The 22,879-nt window shown below is 64.3% G+C and carries 20 protein-coding genes, 1 tRNA gene and 1 pseudogene; 5 read left to right on the top strand and 17 right to left on the bottom strand.

Features of this window, described 5'->3' with window-relative positions; genetic code table 11:
- The first annotated feature begins 10 nt into the window (after window positions 1–10).
- Together AC0L3O_RS11670 and AC0L3O_RS11665 are read left to right on the top strand one after the other, a co-directional pair.
- The gene (locus tag AC0L3O_RS11670; RefSeq protein ID WP_473530418.1) at window positions 11–691 is read left to right on the top strand and encodes an isochorismatase family protein; all 681 of its coding nucleotides are present in this window, start codon (window positions 11–13) and stop codon (window positions 689–691) included.
- A gap of 388 nt (window positions 692–1,079) precedes the next feature.
- A complete protein-coding gene (locus AC0L3O_RS11665) occupies window positions 1,080–2,720 on the top strand; it encodes an ABC transporter substrate-binding protein (protein WP_473530550.1) in 1,641 nt (546 codons plus the stop codon).
- Between the two features lie 284 nt (window positions 2,721–3,004).
- Here the strand turns inward: AC0L3O_RS11665 and AC0L3O_RS11660 are convergent.
- From AC0L3O_RS11660 to AC0L3O_RS11650, 3 genes and pseudogenes are all read right to left on the bottom strand, one after another.
- A pseudogene (locus AC0L3O_RS11660) lies at window positions 3,005–3,529 on the bottom strand (pyridoxal phosphate-dependent decarboxylase family protein); the annotation flags it as partial.
- A 110-nt stretch (window positions 3,530–3,639) separates the two neighbouring features.
- Complete coding sequence (locus AC0L3O_RS11655; RefSeq protein ID WP_128176606.1) at window positions 3,640–4,911, bottom strand: aminotransferase class I/II-fold pyridoxal phosphate-dependent enzyme; 1,272 nt, start codon at window positions 4,909–4,911, stop codon at window positions 3,640–3,642.
- Window positions 4,912–4,931: 20 nt separating this feature from the next.
- The gene (locus tag AC0L3O_RS11650; RefSeq protein ID WP_023803698.1) at window positions 4,932–6,020 is read right to left on the bottom strand and encodes a PLP-dependent cysteine synthase family protein; all 1,089 of its coding nucleotides are present in this window, start codon (window positions 6,018–6,020) and stop codon (window positions 4,932–4,934) included.
- Window positions 6,021–6,253: 233 nt separating this feature from the next.
- On the opposite strand from AC0L3O_RS11650, the gene AC0L3O_RS11645 reads away from it, so the two are divergent.
- Window positions 6,254–8,308 (top strand): BTAD domain-containing putative transcriptional regulator, encoded by a 2,055-nt coding sequence (locus AC0L3O_RS11645; RefSeq protein WP_473615632.1) that lies wholly within the window; start codon window positions 6,254–6,256, stop codon window positions 8,306–8,308.
- Between the two features lie 616 nt (window positions 8,309–8,924).
- On the opposite strand, the gene AC0L3O_RS11640 is transcribed toward AC0L3O_RS11645, so the two are convergent.
- The 14 genes from AC0L3O_RS11640 to AC0L3O_RS11575 all read right to left on the bottom strand — a co-directional run bounded on the left by AC0L3O_RS11640 (window position 8,925) and on the right by AC0L3O_RS11575 (window position 21,280).
- Window positions 8,925–9,164 (bottom strand): hypothetical protein, encoded by a 240-nt coding sequence (locus AC0L3O_RS11640; protein ID WP_473534677.1) that lies wholly within the window; start codon window positions 9,162–9,164, stop codon window positions 8,925–8,927.
- A gap of 241 nt (window positions 9,165–9,405) precedes the next feature.
- Window positions 9,406–9,624, bottom strand: coding sequence for a hypothetical protein (locus AC0L3O_RS11635; RefSeq protein WP_473615631.1), 219 nt, complete (start codon window positions 9,622–9,624; stop codon window positions 9,406–9,408).
- A 139-nt stretch (window positions 9,625–9,763) separates the two neighbouring features.
- Complete coding sequence (locus AC0L3O_RS11630; protein WP_287065731.1) at window positions 9,764–10,456, bottom strand: L,D-transpeptidase; 693 nt, start codon at window positions 10,454–10,456, stop codon at window positions 9,764–9,766.
- The gene (locus AC0L3O_RS11625) at window positions 10,453–11,385 is read right to left on the bottom strand and encodes an ABC transporter substrate-binding protein (RefSeq protein WP_473615630.1); all 933 of its coding nucleotides are present in this window, start codon (window positions 11,383–11,385) and stop codon (window positions 10,453–10,455) included. The genes AC0L3O_RS11630 and AC0L3O_RS11625 overlap by 4 nt, the downstream gene beginning before the upstream one ends.
- Window positions 11,386–11,793: 408 nt before the next feature.
- Window positions 11,794–12,210, bottom strand: a complete 417-nt coding sequence (locus AC0L3O_RS11620; protein WP_473615628.1) for a hypothetical protein — start codon at window positions 12,208–12,210, stop codon at window positions 11,794–11,796.
- 119 nt (window positions 12,211–12,329) lie between these two features.
- Window positions 12,330–12,414 (bottom strand) — tRNA-Leu (locus AC0L3O_RS11615).
- Between the two features lie 73 nt (window positions 12,415–12,487).
- Complete coding sequence (locus tag AC0L3O_RS11610) at window positions 12,488–13,108, bottom strand: 2,3-bisphosphoglycerate-dependent phosphoglycerate mutase (RefSeq protein WP_029347970.1); 621 nt, start codon at window positions 13,106–13,108, stop codon at window positions 12,488–12,490.
- A 33-nt stretch (window positions 13,109–13,141) separates the two neighbouring features.
- Entirely contained in the window at window positions 13,142–13,984 is an 843-nt protein-coding gene (dapB, locus tag AC0L3O_RS11605; RefSeq protein WP_473615627.1) for a 4-hydroxy-tetrahydrodipicolinate reductase, read from the bottom strand.
- Entirely contained in the window at window positions 13,981–15,834 is a 1,854-nt protein-coding gene (locus AC0L3O_RS11600) for an ABC transporter ATP-binding protein (RefSeq protein WP_473615625.1), read from the bottom strand. The genes dapB and AC0L3O_RS11600 overlap by 4 nt, the downstream gene beginning before the upstream one ends.
- Window positions 15,835–15,948: 114 nt before the next feature.
- Window positions 15,949–16,965, bottom strand: a complete 1,017-nt coding sequence (locus tag AC0L3O_RS11595; RefSeq protein ID WP_473615624.1) for a glucokinase — start codon at window positions 16,963–16,965, stop codon at window positions 15,949–15,951.
- 338 nt (window positions 16,966–17,303) lie between these two features.
- Window positions 17,304–18,488: a penicillin-insensitive murein endopeptidase gene (gene mepA, locus AC0L3O_RS11590; protein ID WP_287237794.1), complete on the bottom strand. Its 1,185-nt coding sequence runs from the start codon at window positions 18,486–18,488 to the stop codon at window positions 17,304–17,306.
- A 59-nt stretch (window positions 18,489–18,547) separates the two neighbouring features.
- On the bottom strand, window positions 18,548–19,450 hold the full coding sequence (locus AC0L3O_RS11585) for an SDR family oxidoreductase (protein WP_473615623.1): 903 nt from the start codon (window positions 19,448–19,450) through the stop codon (window positions 18,548–18,550).
- Window positions 19,447–20,607, bottom strand: coding sequence for a tRNA epoxyqueuosine(34) reductase QueG (queG, locus tag AC0L3O_RS11580; protein ID WP_128185120.1), 1,161 nt, complete (start codon window positions 20,605–20,607; stop codon window positions 19,447–19,449). Before queG ends, AC0L3O_RS11585 begins: the two co-directional genes overlap by 4 nt.
- Window positions 20,588–21,280 (bottom strand): glutathione S-transferase family protein, encoded by a 693-nt coding sequence (locus AC0L3O_RS11575; protein ID WP_023803685.1) that lies wholly within the window; start codon window positions 21,278–21,280, stop codon window positions 20,588–20,590. Before AC0L3O_RS11575 ends, queG begins: the two co-directional genes overlap by 20 nt.
- A gap of 181 nt (window positions 21,281–21,461) precedes the next feature.
- Here AC0L3O_RS11575 and AC0L3O_RS11570 point away from each other — a divergent pair, with 181 nt between their 5' ends.
- Window positions 21,462–22,268 carry an undecaprenyl-diphosphate phosphatase gene (locus AC0L3O_RS11570; RefSeq protein ID WP_023803684.1) on the top strand — a complete coding sequence of 269 codons (807 nt, stop codon included), beginning with the start codon at window positions 21,462–21,464 and terminating at the stop codon, window positions 22,266–22,268.
- 278 nt (window positions 22,269–22,546) lie between these two features.
- Window positions 22,547–22,873, top strand: coding sequence for a hypothetical protein (locus AC0L3O_RS11565; RefSeq protein ID WP_128245716.1), 327 nt, complete (start codon window positions 22,547–22,549; stop codon window positions 22,871–22,873).
- Window positions 22,874–22,879 lie beyond the last annotated feature (6 nt).

Genomic DNA, 22,879 nt, shown 5'->3' with positions numbered 1-22,879 from the left:
AGGTGTCCGCATGAAGGGCCCGGTCTCGATCAGACGCGGCACGGTGGCCGCGGTGTTCGTCGACCTCCAGGAGGAGCACCGGCAGGACAAGCGCTATCTGGTCGAGGGTTTTGCCGACATCCTCGCCAACGTCCAGCGCCTGCAGGCGGCGGCACGGGCCAACGATGTGCTGCTCTACCATTCGGCCTATATCGTCGATCTCACCAGGGAGGCGCGGCGGTTCCATCCGGTCGATGCCAATGGCAGGTCGGCCTTCTCCGACAAGGACGATCCGCTGACGGCGATCTGTCCGGAAGTGGCGCCGGTTGCCGGCGAGATGATGCTGGTCAAAACCGAGGCCAGCGCCTTCGGTGCGGGCCCTGCCGCCGGCCGGCTCAAGGCCGAAGGCATCGAGTGGCTGGTCGTTGCCGGCGTATGGACCGAGGCCTGCATCGACGCCACCGTCAGGGATGCGGTGTCATCGGGCTTTCGCGTGCTGCTGGTCAAGGATGCCTGCGGCAGCGGCAGCACGGCGATGCACCAGACCGCCATCCTCAACCTTGCCAACCGGCTCTATGGCGGCGCCGTCACCACAACCGAGGGCGCCTGCCGATTGATGGCAGGCGAGACGGTCGATGCGTGGCAGGTCGTGGGCTCGGTTCCTTTGCGCTTCACCTATGAAAACGCCGCCCGGCTCTACGACGAACTCTGAACCAGGAAGGCTGGCGATCCTTGGCGCCCCCCTCTGTCCTGCCCTCCCTGCCAAAACTTGGCATCTCCCCCACGAGGGGGGAGATTGGCAGTTTCGGCGCTGCGCTCCTGCTGCGATGTTGGAAATTGGCGAAAGCCGGGACGACAGCCGATCTCCCCCCAAGTGGGGGAGATGCCCGGTAGGGCAGAGGGGCGCTGTCCCGCCGGCGTCTCGAAAGGTTCTGCGCCGCAGTAGCGCAAGCTTCTGCGGAACAGCGCGCAACGCCTGCGGAAACCCGAACACTTCCCCGCTGAATCCCGCACTATCATCGCCTATGGCCAAGGGCGCCCGGCGACCGCATCCGCCCCCGCGAAGCGGTCGGCCGGGCGCCGACAGGGAGGATTCGACGATGAAGTTGATGCTGACCGACAGAGCGCTGCATCCGCAGGCCGAGCCCGCCGCCGACGGTTTTAAGAAAGGCAGCATGAACCGGCGCGAATATCTCGCCACCATGGCAGCACTCGGCGTCAGCGTCGCCGGCGCGCTGGCGCTTGTCGGTCTCGCGCCTTCCCCGGCCAGGGCGCAGGAGCCGAAGCGCGGCGGCGTCTTGCGCGTCGCCATGAACGTCAAGGGCTGGAAGGACCCGCGCACCTTCGACGGCGTCGAAATGTCCAATGTCGCCCGCCACTGCAACGAATATCTGGTGCGCTGGAACCGCGATTTCACCTTCGAGCCGTGGCTGCTCGAGAGTTGGGAGACCAGCGACGACGCCCGCGTGCTGACGCTGCACGTCCGCAAGGGCATCACCTGGTCGAACGGCGACACTTTCAACGCCGACGATGTCGTCCACAATCTGACGCGCTGGTGCGACGCCGGCGTCGCCGGCAATTCGGTCGCCGAGCGGATGGGGGCGCTGGTCGACGCCGCCACCAAGAAGCCGATCGACGGCGGCATCGAGCGTGTCGACGACTTTACCGTCCGGCTCAATCTGCCGAAGCCCGACATTTCGCTGATTGCCGGCATGACCGACTATCCGGCGCTGATCATGCACCGCAGCTACGACGGCGACGGCGATCCGCTGAAGGCCTTGGCGAACACCACTGGACCTTGCGAACTGGTGGCATGGGACGCCGAGGTCGGCGCCGAGGTCCGCCGCAAGGACAAGCCGTGGTGGAAGGGCGATTTCTGGCTCGACGGCATCCAATGGGTCGACTACGGCTCCGATCCCAATGCGATGTTTTCGGCCTTCGAATCGGGCGAGATCGACACCAACCACGAAACCGCCGCCGATACCGTCTCGCAGACCGACGCCATGGGTCTGAGCAATTCCGAGCTTGCCACCGGCTCGACCATCGTCGCGCGCTTCAACGTCGGCAATCCGCCCTATGACGACATCAGGGTGCGGCGCGCCGCCCAGCTCTCCGTCGACAATGCCGCAATCCTGAAGATCGGCATGGACGACCGCGGCAAGCCGGCCGAGAACCATCATGTCGGCCCGATGCATGCCGAATACGCCGATATCGGCCCGGCCGTCCGCAATGTCGACGAAGCCAAGACGCTGCTTGCCGAGGCCGGCAAGTCCGATCACGAATACGAGCTCATCTCTGTCGATGTCGACTGGCAGAAGAACACCGGCGACGCGATCGCCGCGCAGATGCGCGACGCCGGGCTGAAGGTCAAACGGACCGTGCTGCCGGCGGCGACGTTCTGGAACGACTGGAGCAAATATCCTTTCTCCTGCACCGAGTGGCTCGGCCGGCCGCTGGGCGTCCAGGTGCTGGCGCTGGCCTACAGATCGGGCGCTGCCTGGAACGAGACCGCCTACGCCAATCCGGAGTTCGACGCCTTGCTCGACAAGGCGCTGGCCACACCCGACGCCAGCGCGCGCAAGGAGATCATGGCCAAGATCGAGCGGAATCTGCGCGATTCCGGCATCATCATCCAGCCCTACTGGCGCTCGGTCTACCGGACGTTCCGCAAGGGCGTGCACGGCTGCGAGCAGCATCAGTCTCTGGAGCAGCATTTCGAGAAGGTCTGGCTCGAGGCGTGATCCTCGTTGCGGGGCACAGGGGCAATCGTTTCAGGTTTGCGCTGCCCCTCATAGCCCTGCCGGGCACTTCTCCCCGTATAGTGACGGGGAGAAGGGGCTGGCCTCAATGCCGGTGCCCTTCCTGTAACGCTGGTGATTGAACGAAACCATTAATGAAAGCGCCCCTCTCCCCGTTCTACGGGGAGAGGATGCCGGCAGGCAGGTGAGGGGCAGCGCCGACATCAACAGTCGATCACCCCACACGCTTGGGCGCTGTGATTTGTCTGAGGTGACTGCCAGGATCCTTAGCCGGCGACGCCAGGCCTTGAAATCTCCTGCCCAAGCCGCACCGTTTCCCGCACCAACAAATCCAGATCGTCGCGCCTGGTGCGGTGGTTGTTGATCGCTACTCTGAGGCAATGCTGGCCGTGCACCGTCGTGTCCGAAAGGGCGGCGATGCCGTCTTCCTGCAGCCGCAGCATGATCTCGGTGTCGAGCGCCTTCTGCCGCTCTGCCGTCAGTCCTTCGCCGCGGTAGCGAAAACAGACGATGTTGATGCTGGTCGGCGCCGTCAGCTCGAGGGTCGGTTCAGCCTCGATCAGCCCGGAGAAATAGTGGCCTTGTGCGATGTTTTGGTCGATCAGCCGGCCGAATTTCTCGATGCCGTGCTGCTTCAGCGCCATCCACACCTTCAGCGCCCTGAAACCGCGTGACGTCTGCAGGCCAAAATCATGCAGCCACTGCCCCGAGGCGAGGCCGCGCGGCGTCGATTCCAGATATTCCGGCGTGACCGCGAAGGGTTTGCGATGCGCTGAAGCATCCCTGACTAGGATCAGGACCTATTAATTTGGCATTCAGCAGTCGATTGCAACGGGCCGCCAGCCATCGCTCAAGCGATGGACCAGAAGCCCTTGTGTGAGCTCCTGCTCGCCAGGAGGAGTTAGGCTGCGACTTCCCGGATCGCTCGCGCAAAGACGGGCAAAGAGCGCTCCACCATGCCGTCGTTTGCAGTCAAACTGATCCGCAGACGTCCAGGCAATTGGGCGACGCTGCCGGGCAGCACCCAGACACCGTCAGTTGCGAGGCGTGCCGCGAAGGCCATGTCGTCCGGTATTGGGGAGCGTGGAATGAGATAGAAGGTACCTTCAGGCACCGGCAGGTCGTATCCCGCTGCCCTCAAGCCTTCGACCATGCGATCGCGGCGCCGCGCAAGGGCTGCGACATCTATGCTGAGCTTCTCGAGATCAGGCAGTGCCCGCTGCAGGGTACGGCCGGCGAAAGCCCAACCGTGCGAAACCTGCGCTATGTCGACAGCCTCGCGCAACAGTATGCGATCGGCCTCGGGCATGTCCGCCCCGAGTGCGAGCCAGCCCAGGCGCTCGCCGGGCGCGAGCAAGGTCTTGCCGAAGGAATAGGCGATCAGCGTGTGCGGATAGCTCTCGGCCGGACTGATATGCGCATGGCCGTCAAACACCAGTCGCGCATAGGGCTCGTCGGCAAGGAGATAAATCACCTTGCCAAATCTTTCGGACGCGGCCGCGAGCTTGTCGGCGAGCGCGTCGAGTTGAGCGCGGGGAAAGATGCGGCCGGTCGGGTTGTGCGGCGTGTTGACCACCACCACGCGGGTGCGCGGGGTGATCGCTGCCTCAATCCTTTCGAGATCGAGGTCATAGGTTCCCGGTGCTAGGTCGACGGCGACGGGTGTCCCTGCCGCGCCGCGAATCTGGGCACCATAGGCGAACCAGCCGGGACGCGGATAGATGACCTCCTCTCCCACCTCGAGCACGGCGAGCAGCGCAGCCGCTATCGCGCCGAACCCTCCCGCGGTGATCGCAATGTCGTCTGGCTTGTAGTTTCGGCTTCGCGCCTGGCTGAGCGAACGGGCCACCGTTTCGCGCGCCAGCGCATCGTACTTTTTATAACCGAACCAGTGAACATCCTGTGGCTCGACGTGGCGGATCAATGCATCGACAAATCCACGCAACGGCGTTTCCTGCGGATTGCCGAACATGAAATCGCAGGCATCGGGCCCCAGGCCGTCGCCCTCCAGGACGTTTCGCGCAAAATCCATGACCGTGCGCATTTCCTCTGTGACGGCGAGCATCCGGCTGGACACGGTGGCGATTGGCACGACGCACTCCCCCTGCTGCAGGCGGCGCATGTCGAGCGTTTCTTCGAAAGCCATGCCGGAGGATTTTGGCGTCGCGTCCATGGTGGTTTCTCCCTCTCCCGCTACTCGGCCGGGAACTGGCCGCTGGGTGTCGACTGCGAAAGAGCCATTTCCTCCGCGTCCATCTCGGCTTCGATGCCGTCGAACAGCGGCGTCGTCATGTAGCGTTCGCCGGTGTCGGGAAGCATGCACAGGATCACCGAGCCGGGTGCAGCTTTTTCGGCGATCTGGCGTGCCACGGCAAAGGTCGCTCCGCCGGAGATGCCGGTGAAAATCCCTTCCTTTTGCGCCAGCGCCTTGGCCCATTTGATGCCTTCGGGCCCGGCAATCGGCACGACCTCGTCATAGAGGCTGGCGTCGACCGCCTCCTGCAGGACGTTGGGAATGAAATCCGGCGTCCAGCCCTGGATCGGGTGCGGCTCGAAGGCCGGATGGCTGGCGGCGGGTGCGCCGTCGGCGCCGCGCTCCTGGGCCTTGCCGCTGCCGATGAGCTGGGCGTTGGCAGGTTCGGCCAGCACGATCCGGATCTCGGGACGCTCGCGGCGCAGCACGCGCCCGACACCGACGACGGTGCCGCCGGTTCCGTAGCCGGTGACGAAGCAGTCGAGCCGCGATGCGGCGAAGTCGTTGATGATCTCGCGCGCCGTCGTCGCCTCGTGAATGGCGGCATTGGCCTTGGTCTCGAACTGGCGGGCCAGGAACCAGCCATTGGTCTTGGCGAGCTCGACCGCCTTGTTGTACATGCCAAAACCCTTCTGGGCACGCGGCGTCAGCACCACCTTGGCGCCCAGCATGCGCATCAGCTTGCGCCGCTCGATGGAGAAACTGTCGGCCATCGTCACCACCAGCGGATAGCCTTTTTGCGCGCAGACCATGGCCAGACCGATGCCGGTGTTGCCGCTGGTCGCCTCGACGACGGTCTGGCCCGGTTTCAGGGCGCCGCTGCGCTCGCCCTCCTCGATGATGTTGAGCGCCAGCCGGTCCTTCACCGACGCTGCCGGATTGAAGAACTCGGCCTTCACATAGATCGTCACATGATCGGGGCCGAGATTGTTGATCCTGATCACCGGCGTATCGCCGACCGTGTCGATAATGCTGTCGAACAGGCGGCCGCGACCGGCCGTGGTCCTGATTTTCCGTTGCTGCAACATGTCTGCTCTCCCCTTTTTGTTGTCGTCACGAGGTGTTCGTTGTCACGAGCCGGTTACAAACCGGCGGCTTGGGCGGCGAGGTTTCGAGACCTTGCCGCAGTACGGTTCCGGTGCCGCCAACGCGGCCCGGAACGGTGGCAATGCCGGCAACCGGCGCGGAAAATTCGTTGCCGGATGCACTCGATCGCTTTCGATGATAAAACAGAGGACAACTGGCCAGCGTGGGAGCAAGCGTGGAAACGCACGTGGAATCCGCTCGATCGAGCCTGGACGGCGCAGCGGCCGGGCTGTCCGTACGGCTGCTCGGGCCGCTGACGGTCACCCGAGACGGCGCCACCGTGCAATTGCCGGCATCGCGCAAGCTGCGCGCGCTTTTCGCCTATCTGGCGCTCGCGCCGCATGCCGTCGGCCGCAGCCGTCTGTGCGAGCTTTTGTGGGATGTGCCGAACGATCCGCGCGGCGAGCTTCGCTGGTGCCTCAGCAAGCTCAGGGGCATTTTTGACGAACCGGATCGCCACAGGATCGAAACATCAGGCGACACGGTCGCGCTCGATCTGAAGGGCGTTTCCGTCGACGCCTTCGATGTCGCCTCGGCCGCCGCCACGGGCATCGAGACGCTCGATCTTGAGCGGCTGCAGGCCCTGTCCAGACTATTCGTCGGCGACTTCCTCGACGGGCTGGAGATCGACCGCAGCCCGCATTTCAACAGCTGGCTTATCGCGCAACGCCGCCGCTTCAGCTCGTGGCACGCCGCCATTCTGGAACAGCTGGTCAGCAAGCTGCCGGCGGATGCCGACGAAATGTCCGTGCATCTGGAGACATGGCTGGAACTCAATCCGTTCGACGAGCGCGCGCACGTGGCTCTTCTGACAAGCCTGGCGCGACGCGGGCAGATCGCCGCCTGCGAGGACCATCTTGCCTCGGCGGCGCAGCTGTTTGCTTCGGAGGATCTGGATTTCGGACGCGTTCGTGAGGCATGGCGGTCGATCCGCAGCGAACGACCTGCCGCGACGCTCCGGGCGCAGCCGGCGCTGTTGCCGGCAGCCGCGCAAGCGTCAATTGTGCTTCCCCATGCCGATACTGCTACGTCGAAGGCCTCGCTCGCGGTGATGCCGTTTGTCGAGGAAGCCGGGATCGGCGGCCCTCTCGGCGGCCCCTCTCGCGGTGGATTGGCCGACGGCCTGACCCACGACATCATCACCCGTTTGGCCAAGCTCAGGGATTTCTTCGTCATCGCCCGCGGCTCGGTCTTTGCGCTGGCCGAAAAGAACATCGCGCCGGAAGATGCCGGCCGGCGACTCAATGTCGACTACGTCGCCACCGGGACGGTGCGCAGCCAGGCTGGCCGTGTCGCGGTCAGCGTCGAACTTGTCGAGGTGCGCACGGCCAGGATCGTCTGGGCCGAGACCTTCGAACGCAGGCCCGACGACATCTTTGCCGTCCTCGACGACATCGGCGACAGCATCGTCTCGTCGATCTCGGCCGAGATCGAGATGGTCGAGCGCAACCGCGCCATGCTGAAAGCCCCCAGCTCGCTGAATGCCTGGGAGGCTTACCATCGTGGTCTCTGGCACATGTATCGCTTCACCCGCACGGAAAACGAGCAGGCCCGGCATTTCTTCGACATGGCCCTGAAGCTCGATCCGACCTTCGCCCGCGCCTATGCCGGCCTGTCCTTCACCCATTGGCAGAACGCCTTTCAGCGCTGGGGAGACCGCGACCAGGAAAGCGCGCTCGCCTTCGAGACCGCCGGCCAAAGTCTTCTGGTCGACGATCACAATCCGGCCGCGCACTGGGCCATGGGCCGGGCGCTGTGGTTGCGCGGCGAGCAGGACGGCTCGCTCATCGAGCTGGAACGGGCCGTCGATCTCAGCCCCAACTTTGCGCTCGGCCACTACGCGCTTTCGTTTGTCCACTCGCAGTCGGGTGATCCGAACGCGGCGATCGGTTCATCCGATCACTCGCGCCATCTAAGTCCGTTCGATCCGCTGCTGTTCGGCATGCTCGGCGCCAGGGCGATGGCGCATGTCCGCCTCGGGCAGTTCGACGAGGCCGCCGAATGGGCGCTGAAGGCCGCCGCCCGTCCCAACGCGCATGCCATCATCCTGGCGATCGCGGCGCACTGCCTTGCGCTGGCGGGGCGGCTTGACGAGGCCCGCACTTTCGCGGCCGCCATCCGCAAGACGCTGCCGAATTACTGTGCCGACGATTTCATCGGCACCTTCCGCTTCGAGCCGGACGCCGAGGCCATGTTCCGGCAGGGCGCCAGGCGGATTGGGCTGGGGTGAACCAACCCACGCGGCCCTGACTCGGCCTAGGTAGCGTTTGGTCCTGCTCCGCTGGAGCACTGCCGCAAGGCAACGGCATGGATCCTAGGGTCTGCGCCGCGTCGCTTCGCTCCTTGCTTCGCCCTAGGATGACGAAGTCGTGGTGGTTTATGCCAATCGCCAGCGTTGGAGATTTGTCTGCCCGACTGGCCGGCAGCGAAGGTCCACAGCACTTTCAGCGGCGAATCTCAGTGGCAATCGCAAACCTCCAGGATTAGCCGAAACACCCCTCCCTTCGTCATCCCAGGGCGGAGCAGGAGCGAAGCGACGTCGCGGAGACCCTGGGATCCATGCCGTTACATCAGAGCGTCACGACGGTGCAGAACCTTTTATGGCGGAGCGAGGCGCCCCCCTCTGTCCTGCCGGACATCTCCCCCACAAGGGGGGAGATTGGCAGCTTGGGCGCACCGCTCGCTCCTGCAACGGTGGCGGTTCGCGAAGGCGGTGATGACGGCCGATCTCCCCCCAAGTGGGGGAGATGTCCGGCAGGACAGAGGGGGGCGCGAAGGATCACTACAGATCAGCATTTATCCTGAGCCGCTGCATTCTCGCGCTTCTCTCAGCTGGCTTGCCGCAATTATATGCCGAGCATCGACTTGGCTTGGTTGAGCGCAGCCTCCGATCCTGCATGATCGCCGGCGGCGTGCAATTTCTCGCCCTGGGCGCGCAGTTCCTTGACTTTGGTCTTGTCCGCCTCGGCGATGGTCGCGGTCGGCAATGCCGCGTCGATCTTGGCCATGATGGTCGGGCATGAATTCGCAAAGGCTGTCGCAGGAATGACCGCCAGGAAAACCGCAAGCGAAATTGATCGTAACATGGACGTTTCTCCCTTGCCGGAACGCGCAATTTCGGCGCCCGGCGCAGGAATGGTACAGCGAACGCCCGAACCTGCCAATCGCGATGATGATGCTGGGTTGAGACACGCTGCCGTCGGCCGGGCTTTTTCTCCTAGTGTCTGAACCTCGCCGCGGCTGGTCGCCACCAATCGTCACGTCCGAAGCCGACGCCACGTTCGCGGCAATCGTCAGATCGCCGCAAAATCCTTCGACCAGAGCGGATCAGGTGGGCTGAACGGATTTGACATTGCCTTCGGTATCGACAAGGCAGCTTGTCTTCTTGCCGCTGGCATCGAGTTCGACCCGATAGGTTATGGAATCGATCTTGCTCGACGAAACCGGAAGTATTTTGCTGCTGTCGGCACCGCTCGCCTTGGCGGCTGCGTCGGCGCAAAGCAGCTGAAGGTCGGCCGGGGCCGTCTCGACCTGGGTCCTGGACATCTGGTCCTGAGGCGGCGGCGGCGGCGGCGTGCTGACGCAAGCGCTCAAGGCCCCCGCCAGGAACCCAATTGCTGTTGCCCGGATCGAAGTTCTCACTGCAGGTTTTGCCGACATTGCTTGTCCCTCTCCGAATGCCGCTTCACACACCCTTATAAAGTGCCGCCCCCTGCATGAGAACGATGACCTTGGCCCCAACCTTGACGCGTGATGCCAGGTCGGTGATGTCGTCGTTCCGCATCCGGATGCAGCCTGATGACACGTCGAGCCCGATCGTCCACGGCTCCGGCGTGCCGTGTATCCGGTAGATCGTGTCCTGGTCGCGCTCATACAGATAGAGCGCCCTGGCGCCGAGCGGGTTGTCGGGCCCTCCCGGCATGCCTCCCGCATGTTTGACAGCATTCGGATCGCGAGCGACCATTTCGGCCGGCGGCGTCCAGGTCGGCCATTCCGCCATGCGGCCGACGCGCACGATTCCGGCCCATCCAAAGCCTTCCCGGCCGACGCCAATACCGTAGCGCATGGCGCGCTGACCCGGCTGCACAAGGTAGAGAAAATGCTGGTTGCCGTCGATGATGATCGTACCGGGCGCTTCCGCGGTGCGGAACTTGACCATCTGCGGGCGAAACGCCTCTGGCACTTGATTATGCGCGGCATAGTATTTGCGCGCCTTGGCGCGGTCATAGTCCACCCATTTGCGGGTTTTCGGATCGAAAACCTGGGTTCCGGCAGCCAGCGCCGCCACCGCGACAAGACCGAGCGCTACCGCGACAATTGCCGTCAGGCAGCGCCGCTGGAGAGCGGTGCGTCCCGCGATCGTCAGCTTTCCGGTCATGGATTTGCCCACCCTTGCACCCGAGCGCCCTGCGCGGCGACCCATTGTTTGGCGTACTCGTAAGCATCCTGGCGCTCCACCTGGAGCGCATAACTCATCTTGGTGGCGTCCTCGGGCTTGAGGGCGACCCGTTCCAGGAACGCGACCACCTCAGGATATTTCTTGCGCAGCGAGGTGGCGTAAGCGATGTGGAAATGTGCCGTATCCCATGACACCGGCGCGCTGGACTTCGAGACCCAGAGCGGGTCCTCGGAAGGCAGCACGATCTTCCACTTTGCCGGGTCAAAAGGCGGCTCGGCAAGCCGGACAATTTCGTGCAGTTCAAACACGTGATGCGGCGCATAGCAGGCAAACACCATCGGATGAGCCGTGGCAACCGCGGCATCGACAGCCGCCATTCCGACATCCTCCGGCGTCTCCAGCAATGTCATTGTCTCGGCGTAGCCATAGCTGTTGGCGCGGACACGCTCGATCGCCGTCGAGGACCAACCCTCGGCGCCAATCCAGAGTTCTCCGCGTCCGTCCCGATCCGTGTCCAACGCGGCGGTTTTGCGCGGGTCGGTGAGATCCGAAATGTCGCGGATGCCAAATTTGTCGGCAGTTTCGCGGGTGGCGCATATGCCCTGCCATGCCGGCACACCGATGGGACTGATGGCTACCGTGCCGGCGCCGTCGACATACTTCTTCAGCAGATTGTCCAGGTTGGGCAGCCAGATTTCGGGATGAATATCCACCTCGCCCGAATCGAGGCCGGCAAAGGCAATGAGCGTCCCCATCTCGCGCACATCGGCATCGAGCCCGAAATGTTGCTTCAGGCTGACCTTGAGAATGTTTGCCGTCGCCTGGCCCGACGGCCAGTTCGGCATTGCAATGACGAGATCAGCCGCGTGGACCGGAACCGCCAGCATCGTCAATGCCGCAAGCGACATTCTCCGCAGGCACTGCCGCAATCGGTTGTGCATTTCTTTCCCCTCGCTTCGGTGCTGAAATGAACCGGGACGGGAACAAATTGTCTCGGCAAGCACCGGGTTGTGACAGCAGCCCAATGGTCTGACGGCAACTGCTGAAGGTGCAGCAGTGCATTCGCCAAGGAGAGCGCCGTCACAGCCGCGCCTGCACGCTACCCGATGACATTCCGTATGGGAAGATGCTGACAACGCGGCCGCCAGGCGCCGACTGGGCCGATGATCTCATTGGTCACTTTCCGCTCCGAGAAGGCGCCGCCAAGCGGATTGGATTGAAGTGTGATCTTTCAGCATGGAGACTCGCTCTCGCAAACGGAGAAACTGCTCCACCGCGCCAATGCCGCAGTGTGGGCGCCGATTTCTATCGCTACTTTAGCTGGCTGCGAATTGCAACCTGTTGAAGAAGGCGCCCGCTACCGCGGAAATTGCGACACTTGGAATAGCAGCGACAGCAAGCACGCCGGTTAAGTCGGTGTAATGCTCCCACGCATTGGGTGGGGGCAGAGGAGAAGTGAGCGCCATTCCTCCCCACAAAACAACATTCAGGAAAACACAACCGGCAAAACCGATCATCCATGCCAGGTTGGTGCGAGGTCGGAGGGAATAAAGCGAAACAAAGACACCGAGAACGAGCAGTCCCGGACCATGAATTGCGACGAAGGCCAGCCCGAAATCTCGCAGTGCAAGATTTCCGTTCCACGGCCGAACCAGCATGAGCGCCAGCAAAGCACTTGGGACTGCAACCATCAGGATGCTGAGCAAGTCGTTGAGAAGCACATGTTGTTTCAATCGAGCCACGCTCCCGTAACGACTGGCATCTTGACATCAGTCCAAGAAAAAAAGCCCGGCAAAAACCGGGCTTTTTTCTTGGGGTCTCTGAACCTTATAAAAGGTCCGAAACGGGAATTTGGTGCCCAGAAGAGGACTCGAACCTCCACGCCTTGCGGCACACGGACCTGAACCGTGCGCGTCTACCAATTCCGCCATCTGGGCTGGTGCGCGCTCATTAAGCGGGCGAGGCATGAGTGTCAACGCGCTTTTTTGAAAGGCGCGAACCACTGCCGGCTTACCCCTCCAGCACTTCCTTGGATGCCACCGTCGAATCGGCGTTGAGCTTGTAGATGACCGGCACGCCGGTGCCGAGCTCTAGTCTGACGATCTCCTCGCCCGACTTGCCGTCCAGCGCCATGATCAGCGCGCGCAGCGAATTGCCGTGCGCCGCCACCAGCACCGTGCCGCCGCGCAGCACATGCGGCTGCAGGTCGTGCAGATAATAGGGCCAGACGCGCGCGCCGGTGTCCTTCAGGCTTTCGCCGCCGGGCGGCGGCACGTCGTAGGAGCGGCGCCAGACATGCACCTGCTCCTCGCCCCATTTCTGGCGCGCGTCGTCCTTGTTGAGGCCGGAGAGATCGCCATAGTCGCGCTCGTTCAGCGCCTGGTCGCGGATGGTCTCGAGATCGCTCTGGCCGACCGCGTCGAGAATGTGCTGGCAGGTCTTCTGCGCCCGGATCAGCGACGAGGTGAAGGCGATGTCGAATTTCATGCCGCGCGCCTTCAGCTTGGCGCCCGCCTCCCTGGCCTCGGCGTGGCCCAATTCGGTCAGGTCGACGTCGCGCCAGCCGGTGAAAAGGTTCTTCAGGTTCCATTCGCTCTGGCCATGGCGCACGAGCACGAGAGTTCCCGACATTTTTGCTCCTTAGGTTTGGTGGATGAGATCGTCTCAGGCGAGTCCGAGCACGTCGCGCATCGAATACAGTCCCGGCTTCCTGCCGCGCGCCCACAGTGAGGCCTTGACCGCGCCGCGGGCGAAGATCGCCCGGTCCTCGGCGTGATGGGCAAGCGTGATGCGCTCGCCGGTGCCGGCCAGCACGACGCTGTGGTCGCCGACCACCGAGCCGCCGCGCAGCGTGGCGAAGCCGATCGAGCCGGTCTTGCGCACGCCGGTATGGCCGTCGCGCGACCGCACGCTGTTCCCGTCAAGATCGATGCCGCGCCCGGCGGCGGCGGCTTCACCGAGCAGCAGCGCTGTGCCCGACGGCGCGTCGACCTTGTGCCGGTGGTGCATTTCCAGGATCTCGATGTCGAAATCGTCGGCATCGAGCGCGCGCGCCGCCTGCTCCACCAGCACCGCCAGCAGATTGACGCCGAGGCTCATATTGCCTGACTTGACGATCGTCGCGTGGCGCGCCGCCGCCGCTATCTTTGCATTGTCGTCCGCCGAGCAGCCGGTGGTGCCGATGACATGGGCGATGCGCGCCTGCGCCGCATAGCCGGCGAATTCCACGGTCGCCGCCGGGCTGGTGAAATCGAGGACGCCGTCGGCCCTGGCGAAAGCCGGCAGCGGATCGTCGCCGATCACCACGCCGATAGTGCCGATGCCGGCCAGTTCGCCGGCATCCTTGCCGAGATGGGGCGAGCCGGCCCGCTCGATCGCGCCGGCGACGCGGGCGCCCGGAATGGTGTGGATGGCGCGGATCAGCGCCTGGCCCATGCGACCGGCCGCGCCGACCACCACCAGGCCCATTTCACTGACGGGGGGGTCGTTTGTGGGCGTACCGCTCATAAATTTCTCCCAATCGCCTTTTTCGCGCGCCGCAGCGGAGTTTGGATTGGCTTGCCGTCGTCGACAAGCCCCAGCCCCTTGTTGCCCTGCACCCGATGGAACCGGGCATAGACGCTGTGCGGGTCGGCCATCAGCGAGGCATGCGTGCCTTGCTCGACCAGCCGGCCCTGGTCCAGCACGATGATATGGTCGGCATTGACCACGGTCGACAGCCGGTGCGCAATTACGATGGTCGTGCGCCCCGCCATGATCTGGGTCAGCGCCTGCTGGACGCGCGCTTCCGCTTCGTTGTCGAGCGCCGAGGTCGCCTCGTCGAGCAGCAGGATCGGCGCCTGCCGCACGATGGCGCGAGCGATCGACAGGCGTTGGCGCTGGCCACCCGACAGCGTCAGGCCGCCTTCGCCGACAGGGGTGTCATAGCCCTGCGGCTGCTGGCGGATGAAGCCATCGGCCTCGGCCTGTTGCGCGGCCAGCTCGATCTCGGCGTCGCTGGCGCTCAGCCGCCCGTAGCGAATGTTGTCACGAATGCTGCCTTCGAACAGATAGGGCTGCTGCGAGACATAGGCGATGGAGCGGCGCAGCGACTGCTTGGTGACTTGCGAAATGTCCTGGCCGTCGACCTCGATGCTGCCCGCCTCGACATCGTAAAAACGCTGCAGCAGCGCCACCAGCGTCGATTTGCCGGCGCCCGAGGCGCCGACGATGGCCGTCATCTTGCCGGCGGCGGCAACGAAGCTGAGATCCTGCAGCACCGGGGCGTCGGCGACATAGCCGAACGACACATGGTTGAAGCGCACCTCGCCCCGGGTGATCTTCACTTCGGCCGCGCCGGGCGCGTCGCCCTGCTGCGGCTCGAGGTCGAGCAACTCGTAGATCATGCGCGCATTGACCAGCGCCCGTTCCATGCCGACCTGCATGCGCGCCAGCCGCCGGGCCGGGTCGTAGGCAAGCAGCAGCGCGGTGATGAAGGAAAACACCGCGCCGGGCGGCTGGCCGCCGACGGCTGCCCGGTAGCCGGAATAGGCGATGACGCCGGCGACGGCGAAGCCGGCCAGCATGTCGGAGATCGGCGATAACCGTTCCGAGACGCGGGCGATGCGGTTTGCCCGCTGCTCGGCGCTGGCGACAAGATCGCTGATGCGGCGCGACAGCTCGTTCTCCAGCGTGAACGCTTTGACGATGGCGATGCCTTGCGTTGCTTCCTGCATGGCGCCGATCAGCCGCGCGTTTATCTGCACGGCTTCGCGGGTGGCGCGCCTTATCCTGCGGGTCAGGTAGACGACGGTGTAGATCAGCGGCGGCCCGATCAGCAGCGACATCAGCGACAGCATCGGATCCTGCCAGATCATGACGCCGATCAGCGCGATCAGCGATACGGCGTCGCGTGCCAACGATGTCAGCGTCATCGACAGCAGGTCACGGATGCCGTTGACGTTCTCGTTGATCTGGGCGGCCAGCCGTCCCGAGCGCGTGTCGTTGAAGAAATCGATGCCGAGCTTCATCAGATGGGCGAAGATGCGGCGCTGGTAGCGCGCCACCAGATTGTTGCCGATCCTGGCCAGCGTCACCGCCTGGCCGTAGGTGGCCAGCCCGCGCAGCATGAAGGCGCCCAGGATCAACAAGCAGATCAGCGCGATGAGATCGCCGCGCTGCTGGTAGAATATCTGGTCGACGACATCCTTCATGATCCAGGCGGTGAAGGCGGTCGTGGCCGCAACCATCACCAGGCACAGAACGGCCAGAGCATAATACCAGCGATAGTCGCGGCCGTTCTCGGCGAGGATGCGGCGGATCACCGCCACGACCTCGCCGGGCCGGGCTTTGGCTTGGTGGTTTAGCGACTGGTTCAAGTCGGGATCGTTCCGTGATGTCGGTCCGGCTCCGCGGCCGGGTTAATTCGGCAATCCTCTTAGCGCCCCGGTGCCGGCTTGCCTATGGCCGAGGCCGGCAAAAACTCTGTGGGGTCACGCCCGCCAGCGTCGCCCCGCCGTCTGGACGCCGAACAGCGATGGGTTTCTGGCAAAGGCGGCAAGGCCGGAAAGCGCTGCCAGCGGATGGGTGATCACATAGACCGGCATGGTGCGCATCAACTCGCAGTGCGGCGCCTTGTCCTCGAAGGCGGCGCGGAAATTGCCGGTTTTCAGCGCCGGCAGGATTTTCTGCGCGATGCCGCCGGTCAGGAAGACGCCGCCGCGGCTCATGAACACCAGCGCAAGGTCGCCGGCGGTGCGCCCCAGGCAGGTGACGAACAGCGACAGCGCTTCCTCGGCCACCGGATCTGACTTCGCCAGCGCCGCGGCGGTGACCTCGGCCGGCGTGGTCAACGGCGCCGGCTTGCCGTCCGCCTTGGCCACCGCCCGGTAGGCATTGACCAGGCCGCGCCCGGACAGGATCTGTTCGCCGGAGATTCTGCCCTCGAGCTTCTCGATATGCGCAAACACCTGGAAATCGCGCGGCGAGCGCGGCCCGATATCCATGTGCCCGCCCTCGCCGGGCACCGGGATCCAGTGGTTCAGCGCGTGCACCAGGCCGGCGACGCCAAGCCCGGTCCCGGGGCCGAGCACCACGCGCCCGGCATTCGGCTCCGGCGCATCGCCGCCGATCTTTTCCATATGCTCTTCGCCGAGCGCCACGACGGCCAGCGCCTGCGCCTCGAAATCATTGAGCACCACGACGTCGCCGAGGCCGAGGCTGGCAAACATTTTTTTCGGCTTGACGATCCACGGGCAGTTGGTGAGCGGGATCTCGTCGCTGTCGACCGGGCCGGCCACCGCCAGCACGGCGGAGTTGGGCCGCATCGACGAGCGGTCGAGCACCGCCGCCTGAATCGCCGCGTCGATCGTGTTGAAATTGGCGGTCTGGACGATCTGCGGTTCGGTTGGTTCCGAATCCGCGTCGAGCACGATCGAAAAGCGCGCATTGGTGCCGCCGATGTCGCCGATCAGGACCGGAAACTGCAGCACGGTGTCGTCGTCTGGCATGCTCTCGTCCGTCCCGGTTCCCAGTGGCGTTCCGTTCTTTCGTTGACTACCGCATGACCCGGGAAAGGGAAAGTCGCTTCAGGGTCAGTTCCGGAGCAATCACTTCCGGTCCGAATTTCGTACTAACCTCATTCAGCGTTGGCGCTGCCCCTCACCTGCCTGCCGGCATCCTCTCCCCGAATAGTGACGGGGAGAGGGACGCTCTTGTCACCGGTTTCGCCAATCACCAGCGTCGCAGGCAGGGCGCGAAGGCAGCGGCCAGCCCCGTCGCTATACGGGGAGAAATGCCCGGCAGGGCAATGAGGGGCGGCGCCGACCCCAACAGTTGGTTGTTGGCCTCAATACCCCGGCCGGGGTCGCGGCAGCGGAATGCCGATCTCGGGCGTTTCGGCGTAGGCGTTGGCCGTGGCCGGGAGGGCTGCCGCGCCGCTTGCCGATGCCCGCGCCGGCGACGGAGCCTTGGTGAGAACGGGTGCAGCCGCGACCGGCACCCCGTCGCCATGATAGTCGCCATAATAGGTGACCGCCTCCGCCGAAGCCGGATTTGGCCCGTCGAGCACGGCCTGGCATGCTGCGGGCAGGCTCGCCATCGTCATCAGGTCGCGCGCTTTCGGCCTGTCCGGGTTCTTATTGGGGCGCCACGGCTCCTCGGTGAACCACCATGCCAGCGACTGGTCGCAGCCGTCGCCTGGCGCGGTGTTTTCCTGCGCCTTGCATTTGGGCGAGCCGGGCTGGCAGCCGATGCGGATGTGGAAGTGATAGTCGTGGCCCCAGAACGGCCTTACCTTGCGCAGCCATCCACGGTCGCCTTTCACCGTGTCGCAGAGCTTCTTCTTGATGCCGGGATTGACCAGGATGCGCTCGACTTCCGCATAGCTTGCCGCGCGCTTCAGCAGCCGCCTATGCGCCGGCGCCCAGAGCGCATCTTTAACCAAATGGGTCTTTTCGTCGACAAGCAAGGTGGCGCTCATGTTTTCGCGCTGCTCGAGCGAAAGCTTGCGGTCGGGCATTGGCGTCAGCCAGATGTCGGCGTCGAGGCCGATCTGGTGCGAGGCATGGCCGGTCAGCATCGGACCGCCGCGCGGCTGCGAAATGTCGCCCACCAAAAGGCCGGGCCAGCCATCGGCCGCGGCGTCGCGCGACAGTCTCTCGATCAGCGCGATCATCGTCGGATGGCCCCAGCGGCGGTTGCGCGAAGGCCGCATCACCTCCCATTTCGGGCCGTTCAGGGGTATGGCGACGCCGCCGGCAAAGCAGCCCTTGGAATAAAAACCGATCGACTGCGGCAAAGCCACGGCCGGCAGTTTTTTGGCGCCGAACAGGTTTTTCGCCAGTTCCTCGGCCGCCGCAGGTCGCGCTGCAAGCCCCGCCACGGCGAGGACGGCGAGTGCTGCCAATGCATGTCGCCCAAAAGTGCGCAGCGGTTTTGGGACAACGACATGCGTGAACAGAGATCTAAAGCGCGTTGCGACGCGCTTCTGCAGCAGCGATTTGCCGCGCAATGATCGCTTCAACATCGTCATGAAGCAGAACCCCTCTGCAAATTAAGTCGAATCATAGCACGCCCGGCACGCGATTTCGATCACGACCGCTTCATCGGGCTGCGCGCCTCGCCATCGCGCCAGTTGCCCGAAATCCACATATGGTCGAAGGCCGACCGGTAGTCGGGAAAGCGGAAGCGATAGCCGGCCGCCTTGATAGCCGTGTTGGCGACGCGCTTGTTCTCGCCATAGAAGGACCGCGCCATGGGCGAAAGTTGGGCGGTCTCGAACGGAATTTCCGGCGGCGGTGTGACGCCCATCAGCTCTGCGGCATAGGTGACCACGTCCTGCGGCGGCGCCGGCAGGTCGTCGGTGACATTGAAGATGCCGCCACTGGTGTGCTTGAGCAGATGCCAAAGCGCCCCCGCAATGTCGTCGCAATGGATGCGGTTGAACACCTGGCCCGGCTTGACCAGCCGCCGCGCGGAGCCGTTTTCGAGATTGACCAGGGCATTGCGGCCCGGCCCGTAAATGCCGGAAAGCCGCAGGATCGCCACCGGCCGCCCGATGTCGCGACCCAGCTTCAGCCAGTCCTGCTCGGCGGCGACACGCAGCATCGAGCGCTTCGACAGCGGCCTGCATTGGGCGCTCTCGTCGACCCAGCCGCCGCCATGGTCGCCGTAGACGCCGACGGTGGAGAGATAGGCGATCCATTCGAGCGCCGGCATCTTCGCGATTGCCTGGCGCGCCGCATTCAGCACCGGGTCGCCGGCCTCTTCCGGCGCCACCGAGACGACGAGGTGGGTTGTTTTCTCGAGCGCGTCGCTGATTTCAAGCGTCAGCGCGCCATCGAAAAGCAGCGGCTGGATTCCGGCTTGCCGCAGCGCTTCGAATTTCTCCGCTGCGCGTGTCGTGCCAAGGATGGTGCCGGCATCCTTGCCGGCGCGGGCAAATGCCTTGCCCGAATAGCCGGCGCCGAAAATGAGGATCTGCTTCTCGCTCATGCATGCGCCTCGATCTGGTTTGCCAGCGCCAGGCGCCATTCGCGTCGCACGGCCTCGTCGCCTTCTGCTTTCACCGCAGCGCTGGCCGACTTGGCGAATTCCGAAGTCGGCACAAGCCGTGACAGCGCCCAAACCGCTGCGCCGCGCACCAGCGGCGAGGCGTCACCGAGCAGCGCACGCACGGCGTTGCCGAGCGAGGGTTCGCCGGAATTGCCGGCGGCGATCAGCACATTGCGGACAAAGCGGTCGCGACCGATGCGCTTGACCGGCGAACCGCTAAACAACGACCGGAAAGCAGCGTCGTCGAGCGCCAACAGATCGGCGAGCGGCGGCTCACGCAAATCGGCGCGGGCGACGAGCTTTGCCTCGGACGCTGCCCGGGCAAACTTGTTCCATGGACAGACGGCCAGGCAATCGTCGCAGCCATAGATGCGGTTGCCGATTTTTTCGCGGAACTCGTGCGGAATCGGCCCCTTGTTCTCGATGGTGAGGTAGGAGATGCAGCGGCGCGCATCGAGCCGGTAGGGAGCCGGAAAGGCGTCGGTCGGGCAAACGTCGAGACAGGCGCGGCAGGAGCCGCAATGGTCGTCTTCGGGCGTATCGGGTGCAAGCTCGGCCGTCGTGAAGATGGTGCCAAGGAACAGCCAGGAGCCGTGCTCGCGGCTGACCAGATTGGTGTGCTTGCCTTGCCAGCCGAGGCCGGCGGCTTCTGCCAGCGGCTTTTCCATCACCGGGGCGGTGTCGACGAACACTTTCACGTCGTCCCCAGAGCGCGCCACGATCTTGCCGGCGATCTCTTTCAGCCGGCCTTTCATCACGTCGTGATAATCGCGGTTTTGCGCATAGACGGAGATCGCGCCGCGCTGGCGCTTGCCCAGCACCGCGCGCGGGTCGTGGTCCGGCCCGTAGTTCATGGCCAGCACGATGATCGAGCGAACTTCGGGCCAAAGCGCCATCGGCTCGCCGCGGCGCTCGAGCGTCTCGGCGATCCAGTCCATCGAGCCGTGGAAGCCGTCGGCGACGAATGCGGCAAGCCGGGCAGGCGCCTGCGGGATGGCATCGGGCGTGGTGACGGCAACGGCATCGAAACCGGCGCGCCGCGCCTCCCGGTCGATCAGCGCGCGCAGCTTTTGCGCTCTAGAAATCGAGGTCCGCATAATGTGACACCGGCGACAGGCCGCGCACCCGGTCGGACAAAAGCGGCCGGAACGATGGCCGTGATTTCACCCGTGCATACCATTCACGCGCAGCAGCGTGTTCGCGCCAGTCGATCTCGCCGAGATAGTCGAGCACGGACAGTGCAGCCGCAGCCGCGAGGTCGGCATAGGTGACCTTGCTGCCGGCCAGCCAATGGCGGGTGCCGGCCAGCCAGTTGGTGTATTTCATGTGCTGGCGGATGTTGGCTCGCGCGGCGCGGATCGCCGCCGAATCGGGCGAGCCGCCGCCCGCCGTTTCCGGCATGATCGGCTTCAGCACGCGCTCGCGCACCAGGTGCCGCGTCACCTCGCTATCGGCCTTGTTGAGATACCAGTCGGTCAGCCGGCGGATTTCGGCGCGCTCCATCGGGTCCTCGGCAAACAGCCGCTTGTCGCGCTTGAGCACGCCGCGCGTCTCGTCGAGATATTCGCCGATGACCATGGCGCCGACGATCGGCACGTCGCCCTCGGCAAGCAGGATCGGCAGCGTGCCGGCCGGGTTCAGCGCCAGGAACTCCTTGCGCCGCATCCACGGCTTTTCCTCGATCAGCGCCAGTTCCTCGCCATACTCGCCGAAAGCGAGGCGAACGAAGCGGCAGGTGGCGAACATCGGGTGGTGGAAAAGCGTCAGCATGGTCCCGCGATAATAGAGCGCACTGGCAAATCGCCGGCTGCGCCGGTAAGTCTTGGCCGCCCCGATTCAGGGGGCCGCCCCGATTCAAAGGGCCGTCAGGGTGCTGCGACCTATAGGAGGAGTTCCGCGCCATGACAAGCAAGCCGTTCTTCAAAGCTCTCACTCGAACGCCGAGGTTTCCATGGAAAGCCAGACCATTGTCGAAGCGCTGCTGCTCGGCATGATCGAGGGCATGACCGAGTTCATTCCGGTCTCGTCGACCGGCCATATCCTGCTTGCCGGTCATTTTCTCGGCTTCCATTCGACCGGCAAGGCCTTCGAGATCCTGATCCAGCTCGGCGCCATACTGGCGATCCTCAGCGTCTATTTCCATCGCCTGTGGCAGATGCTGGTCGACCTGCCGCGTGATCGGGTGACGCGGCATTTCGTTCTCGGCATCCTCGTCGCCTTTCTGCCGGCGGCCGTCATCGGCGCGCTGGCGCATGGCTTCATCAAGACGGTGCTGTTTGAATCGCCGAGGCTGATCTGCGTCATGCTGATCATCGGCGGCCTGGTCCTGCTGTGGGTGGATCGCTTCAAGCCGAAGCCGCTCTATCACGACGTCGAGCGGTTTCCGCTCCGGCTCTATCTGCAGATCGGACTGTTCCAGTGCCTTTCGCTGATCCCCGGCACGTCGCGTTCCGGTTCGACGATCGTCGGCGCGCTGCTTCTGGGCGTCGACAAACGCGCGGCTGCGGAATTCTCCTTCTTTCTCGCCATGCCGACGATGGTCGGCGCCTTCGCCTTCGACCTGTTCAAGAACCGCAATGTGCTGACCAGCGCCGATCTGCCCATCATCGCCGCCGGTTTCATCGCCGCCTTCGTCGCGGCGCTTATCGTCGTGCGCTTCCTGCTCAACTACGTCTCGCGCCACGGCTATTCGCTGTTCGGCTGGTGGCGGCTGGTCATCGGCACCGTCGGCCTTGCGGCGCTGTTCGTCCGGGGGTGAGGCGGCACGCTTATTTTGTCGCCAAGGGCTCTATTTGTTCGTTTGGCCTAACAATGTCGGCTGATGGTGGGGGACGACCAGTGTAGACCGCCCCTCCAACCCAAGCCGTCCTCGCGGGGTCGCTCTCGCCCGTTTGCGTGCATCCGATAGCCAAGTCGACCGCGTTCACCACTCTTCAGAACTTTTTCACGCCGATATCATGACTTCGAACGAGCCCTCGCGTCCTCTCTCCCACGACGTTCCCACACGGTTCGGGCGTCGAACTGAGGAGATAAAGGATGATCAACCGCATCTTGGGAGTTCTCGTGATCGGCACCGCGACCACGGCGTCCGCTGGTGATGGTCTAAGCCGCCACATTCTCGAACGGGCAGCAAGCTGTTGGCCTACGCAGACGGCGATGCGCGGGATCAGCTTCAGTGCAGATGTCCGCGTCAGTTTCACCCGCGAGGGTCAAGTCAGTGCCATCCAAATCATCGACGTTGCGCCGCAGACCGAGACGTTCAAGGGCTTGGCTAAGGATTTCGCGGATGCATTGAAGCGCTGTGGTCCGTACGTCACCGAAGGCAAGGGCGAAATGAACCTCAATCTCTCATGGCCGCTGTAAACGCAG

The organism is Mesorhizobium sp. WSM4810, assembly GCF_055811235.1.
Note: the sequence above shows the minus strand (reverse complement) of the source record. Positions and strands in the feature narration are given on the sequence as shown.

Excerpts from the sequence above, each read along its gene's own strand:
- AC0L3O_RS11655 (WP_128176606.1), bottom strand. The coding sequence starts at position 4,911 with ATGGACGCGACGCCAAAATCCTCCGGCATGGCTTTCGAAGAAACGCTC.
- AC0L3O_RS11585 (WP_473615623.1), bottom strand. The coding sequence starts at position 19,450 with ATGAGCGAGAAGCAGATCCTCATTTTCGGCGCCGGCTATTCGGGCAAG.
- AC0L3O_RS11670 (WP_473530418.1), top strand. The coding sequence starts at position 11 with ATGAAGGGCCCGGTCTCGATCAGACGCGGCACGGTGGCCGCGGTGTTC.
- queG (WP_128185120.1), bottom strand. The coding sequence starts at position 20,607 with ATGCGGACCTCGATTTCTAGAGCGCAAAAGCTGCGCGCGCTGATCGAC.
- AC0L3O_RS11565 (WP_128245716.1), top strand. The coding sequence starts at position 22,547 with ATGATCAACCGCATCTTGGGAGTTCTCGTGATCGGCACCGCGACCACG.
- AC0L3O_RS11575 (WP_023803685.1), bottom strand. The coding sequence starts at position 21,280 with ATGCTGACGCTTTTCCACCACCCGATGTTCGCCACCTGCCGCTTCGTT.
- AC0L3O_RS11625 (WP_473615630.1), bottom strand. The coding sequence starts at position 11,385 with ATGTCGCTTGCGGCATTGACGATGCTGGCGGTTCCGGTCCACGCGGCT.
- AC0L3O_RS11630 (WP_287065731.1), bottom strand. The coding sequence starts at position 10,456 with ATGACCGGAAAGCTGACGATCGCGGGACGCACCGCTCTCCAGCGGCGC.
- AC0L3O_RS11570 (WP_023803684.1), top strand. The coding sequence starts at position 21,462 with ATGGAAAGCCAGACCATTGTCGAAGCGCTGCTGCTCGGCATGATCGAG.
- AC0L3O_RS11650 (WP_023803698.1), bottom strand. The coding sequence starts at position 6,020 with ATGTTGCAGCAACGGAAAATCAGGACCACGGCCGGTCGCGGCCGCCTG.
- AC0L3O_RS11640 (WP_473534677.1), bottom strand. The coding sequence starts at position 9,164 with ATGTTACGATCAATTTCGCTTGCGGTTTTCCTGGCGGTCATTCCTGCG.
- AC0L3O_RS11665 (WP_473530550.1), top strand. The coding sequence starts at position 1,080 with ATGAAGTTGATGCTGACCGACAGAGCGCTGCATCCGCAGGCCGAGCCC.
- AC0L3O_RS11610 (WP_029347970.1), bottom strand. The coding sequence starts at position 13,108 with ATGTCGGGAACTCTCGTGCTCGTGCGCCATGGCCAGAGCGAATGGAAC.
- AC0L3O_RS11635 (WP_473615631.1), bottom strand. The coding sequence starts at position 9,624 with ATGTCCAGGACCCAGGTCGAGACGGCCCCGGCCGACCTTCAGCTGCTT.
- dapB (WP_473615627.1), bottom strand. The coding sequence starts at position 13,984 with ATGAGCGGTACGCCCACAAACGACCCCCCCGTCAGTGAAATGGGCCTG.
- AC0L3O_RS11595 (WP_473615624.1), bottom strand. The coding sequence starts at position 16,965 with ATGCCAGACGACGACACCGTGCTGCAGTTTCCGGTCCTGATCGGCGAC.
- mepA (WP_287237794.1), bottom strand. The coding sequence starts at position 18,488 with ATGACGATGTTGAAGCGATCATTGCGCGGCAAATCGCTGCTGCAGAAG.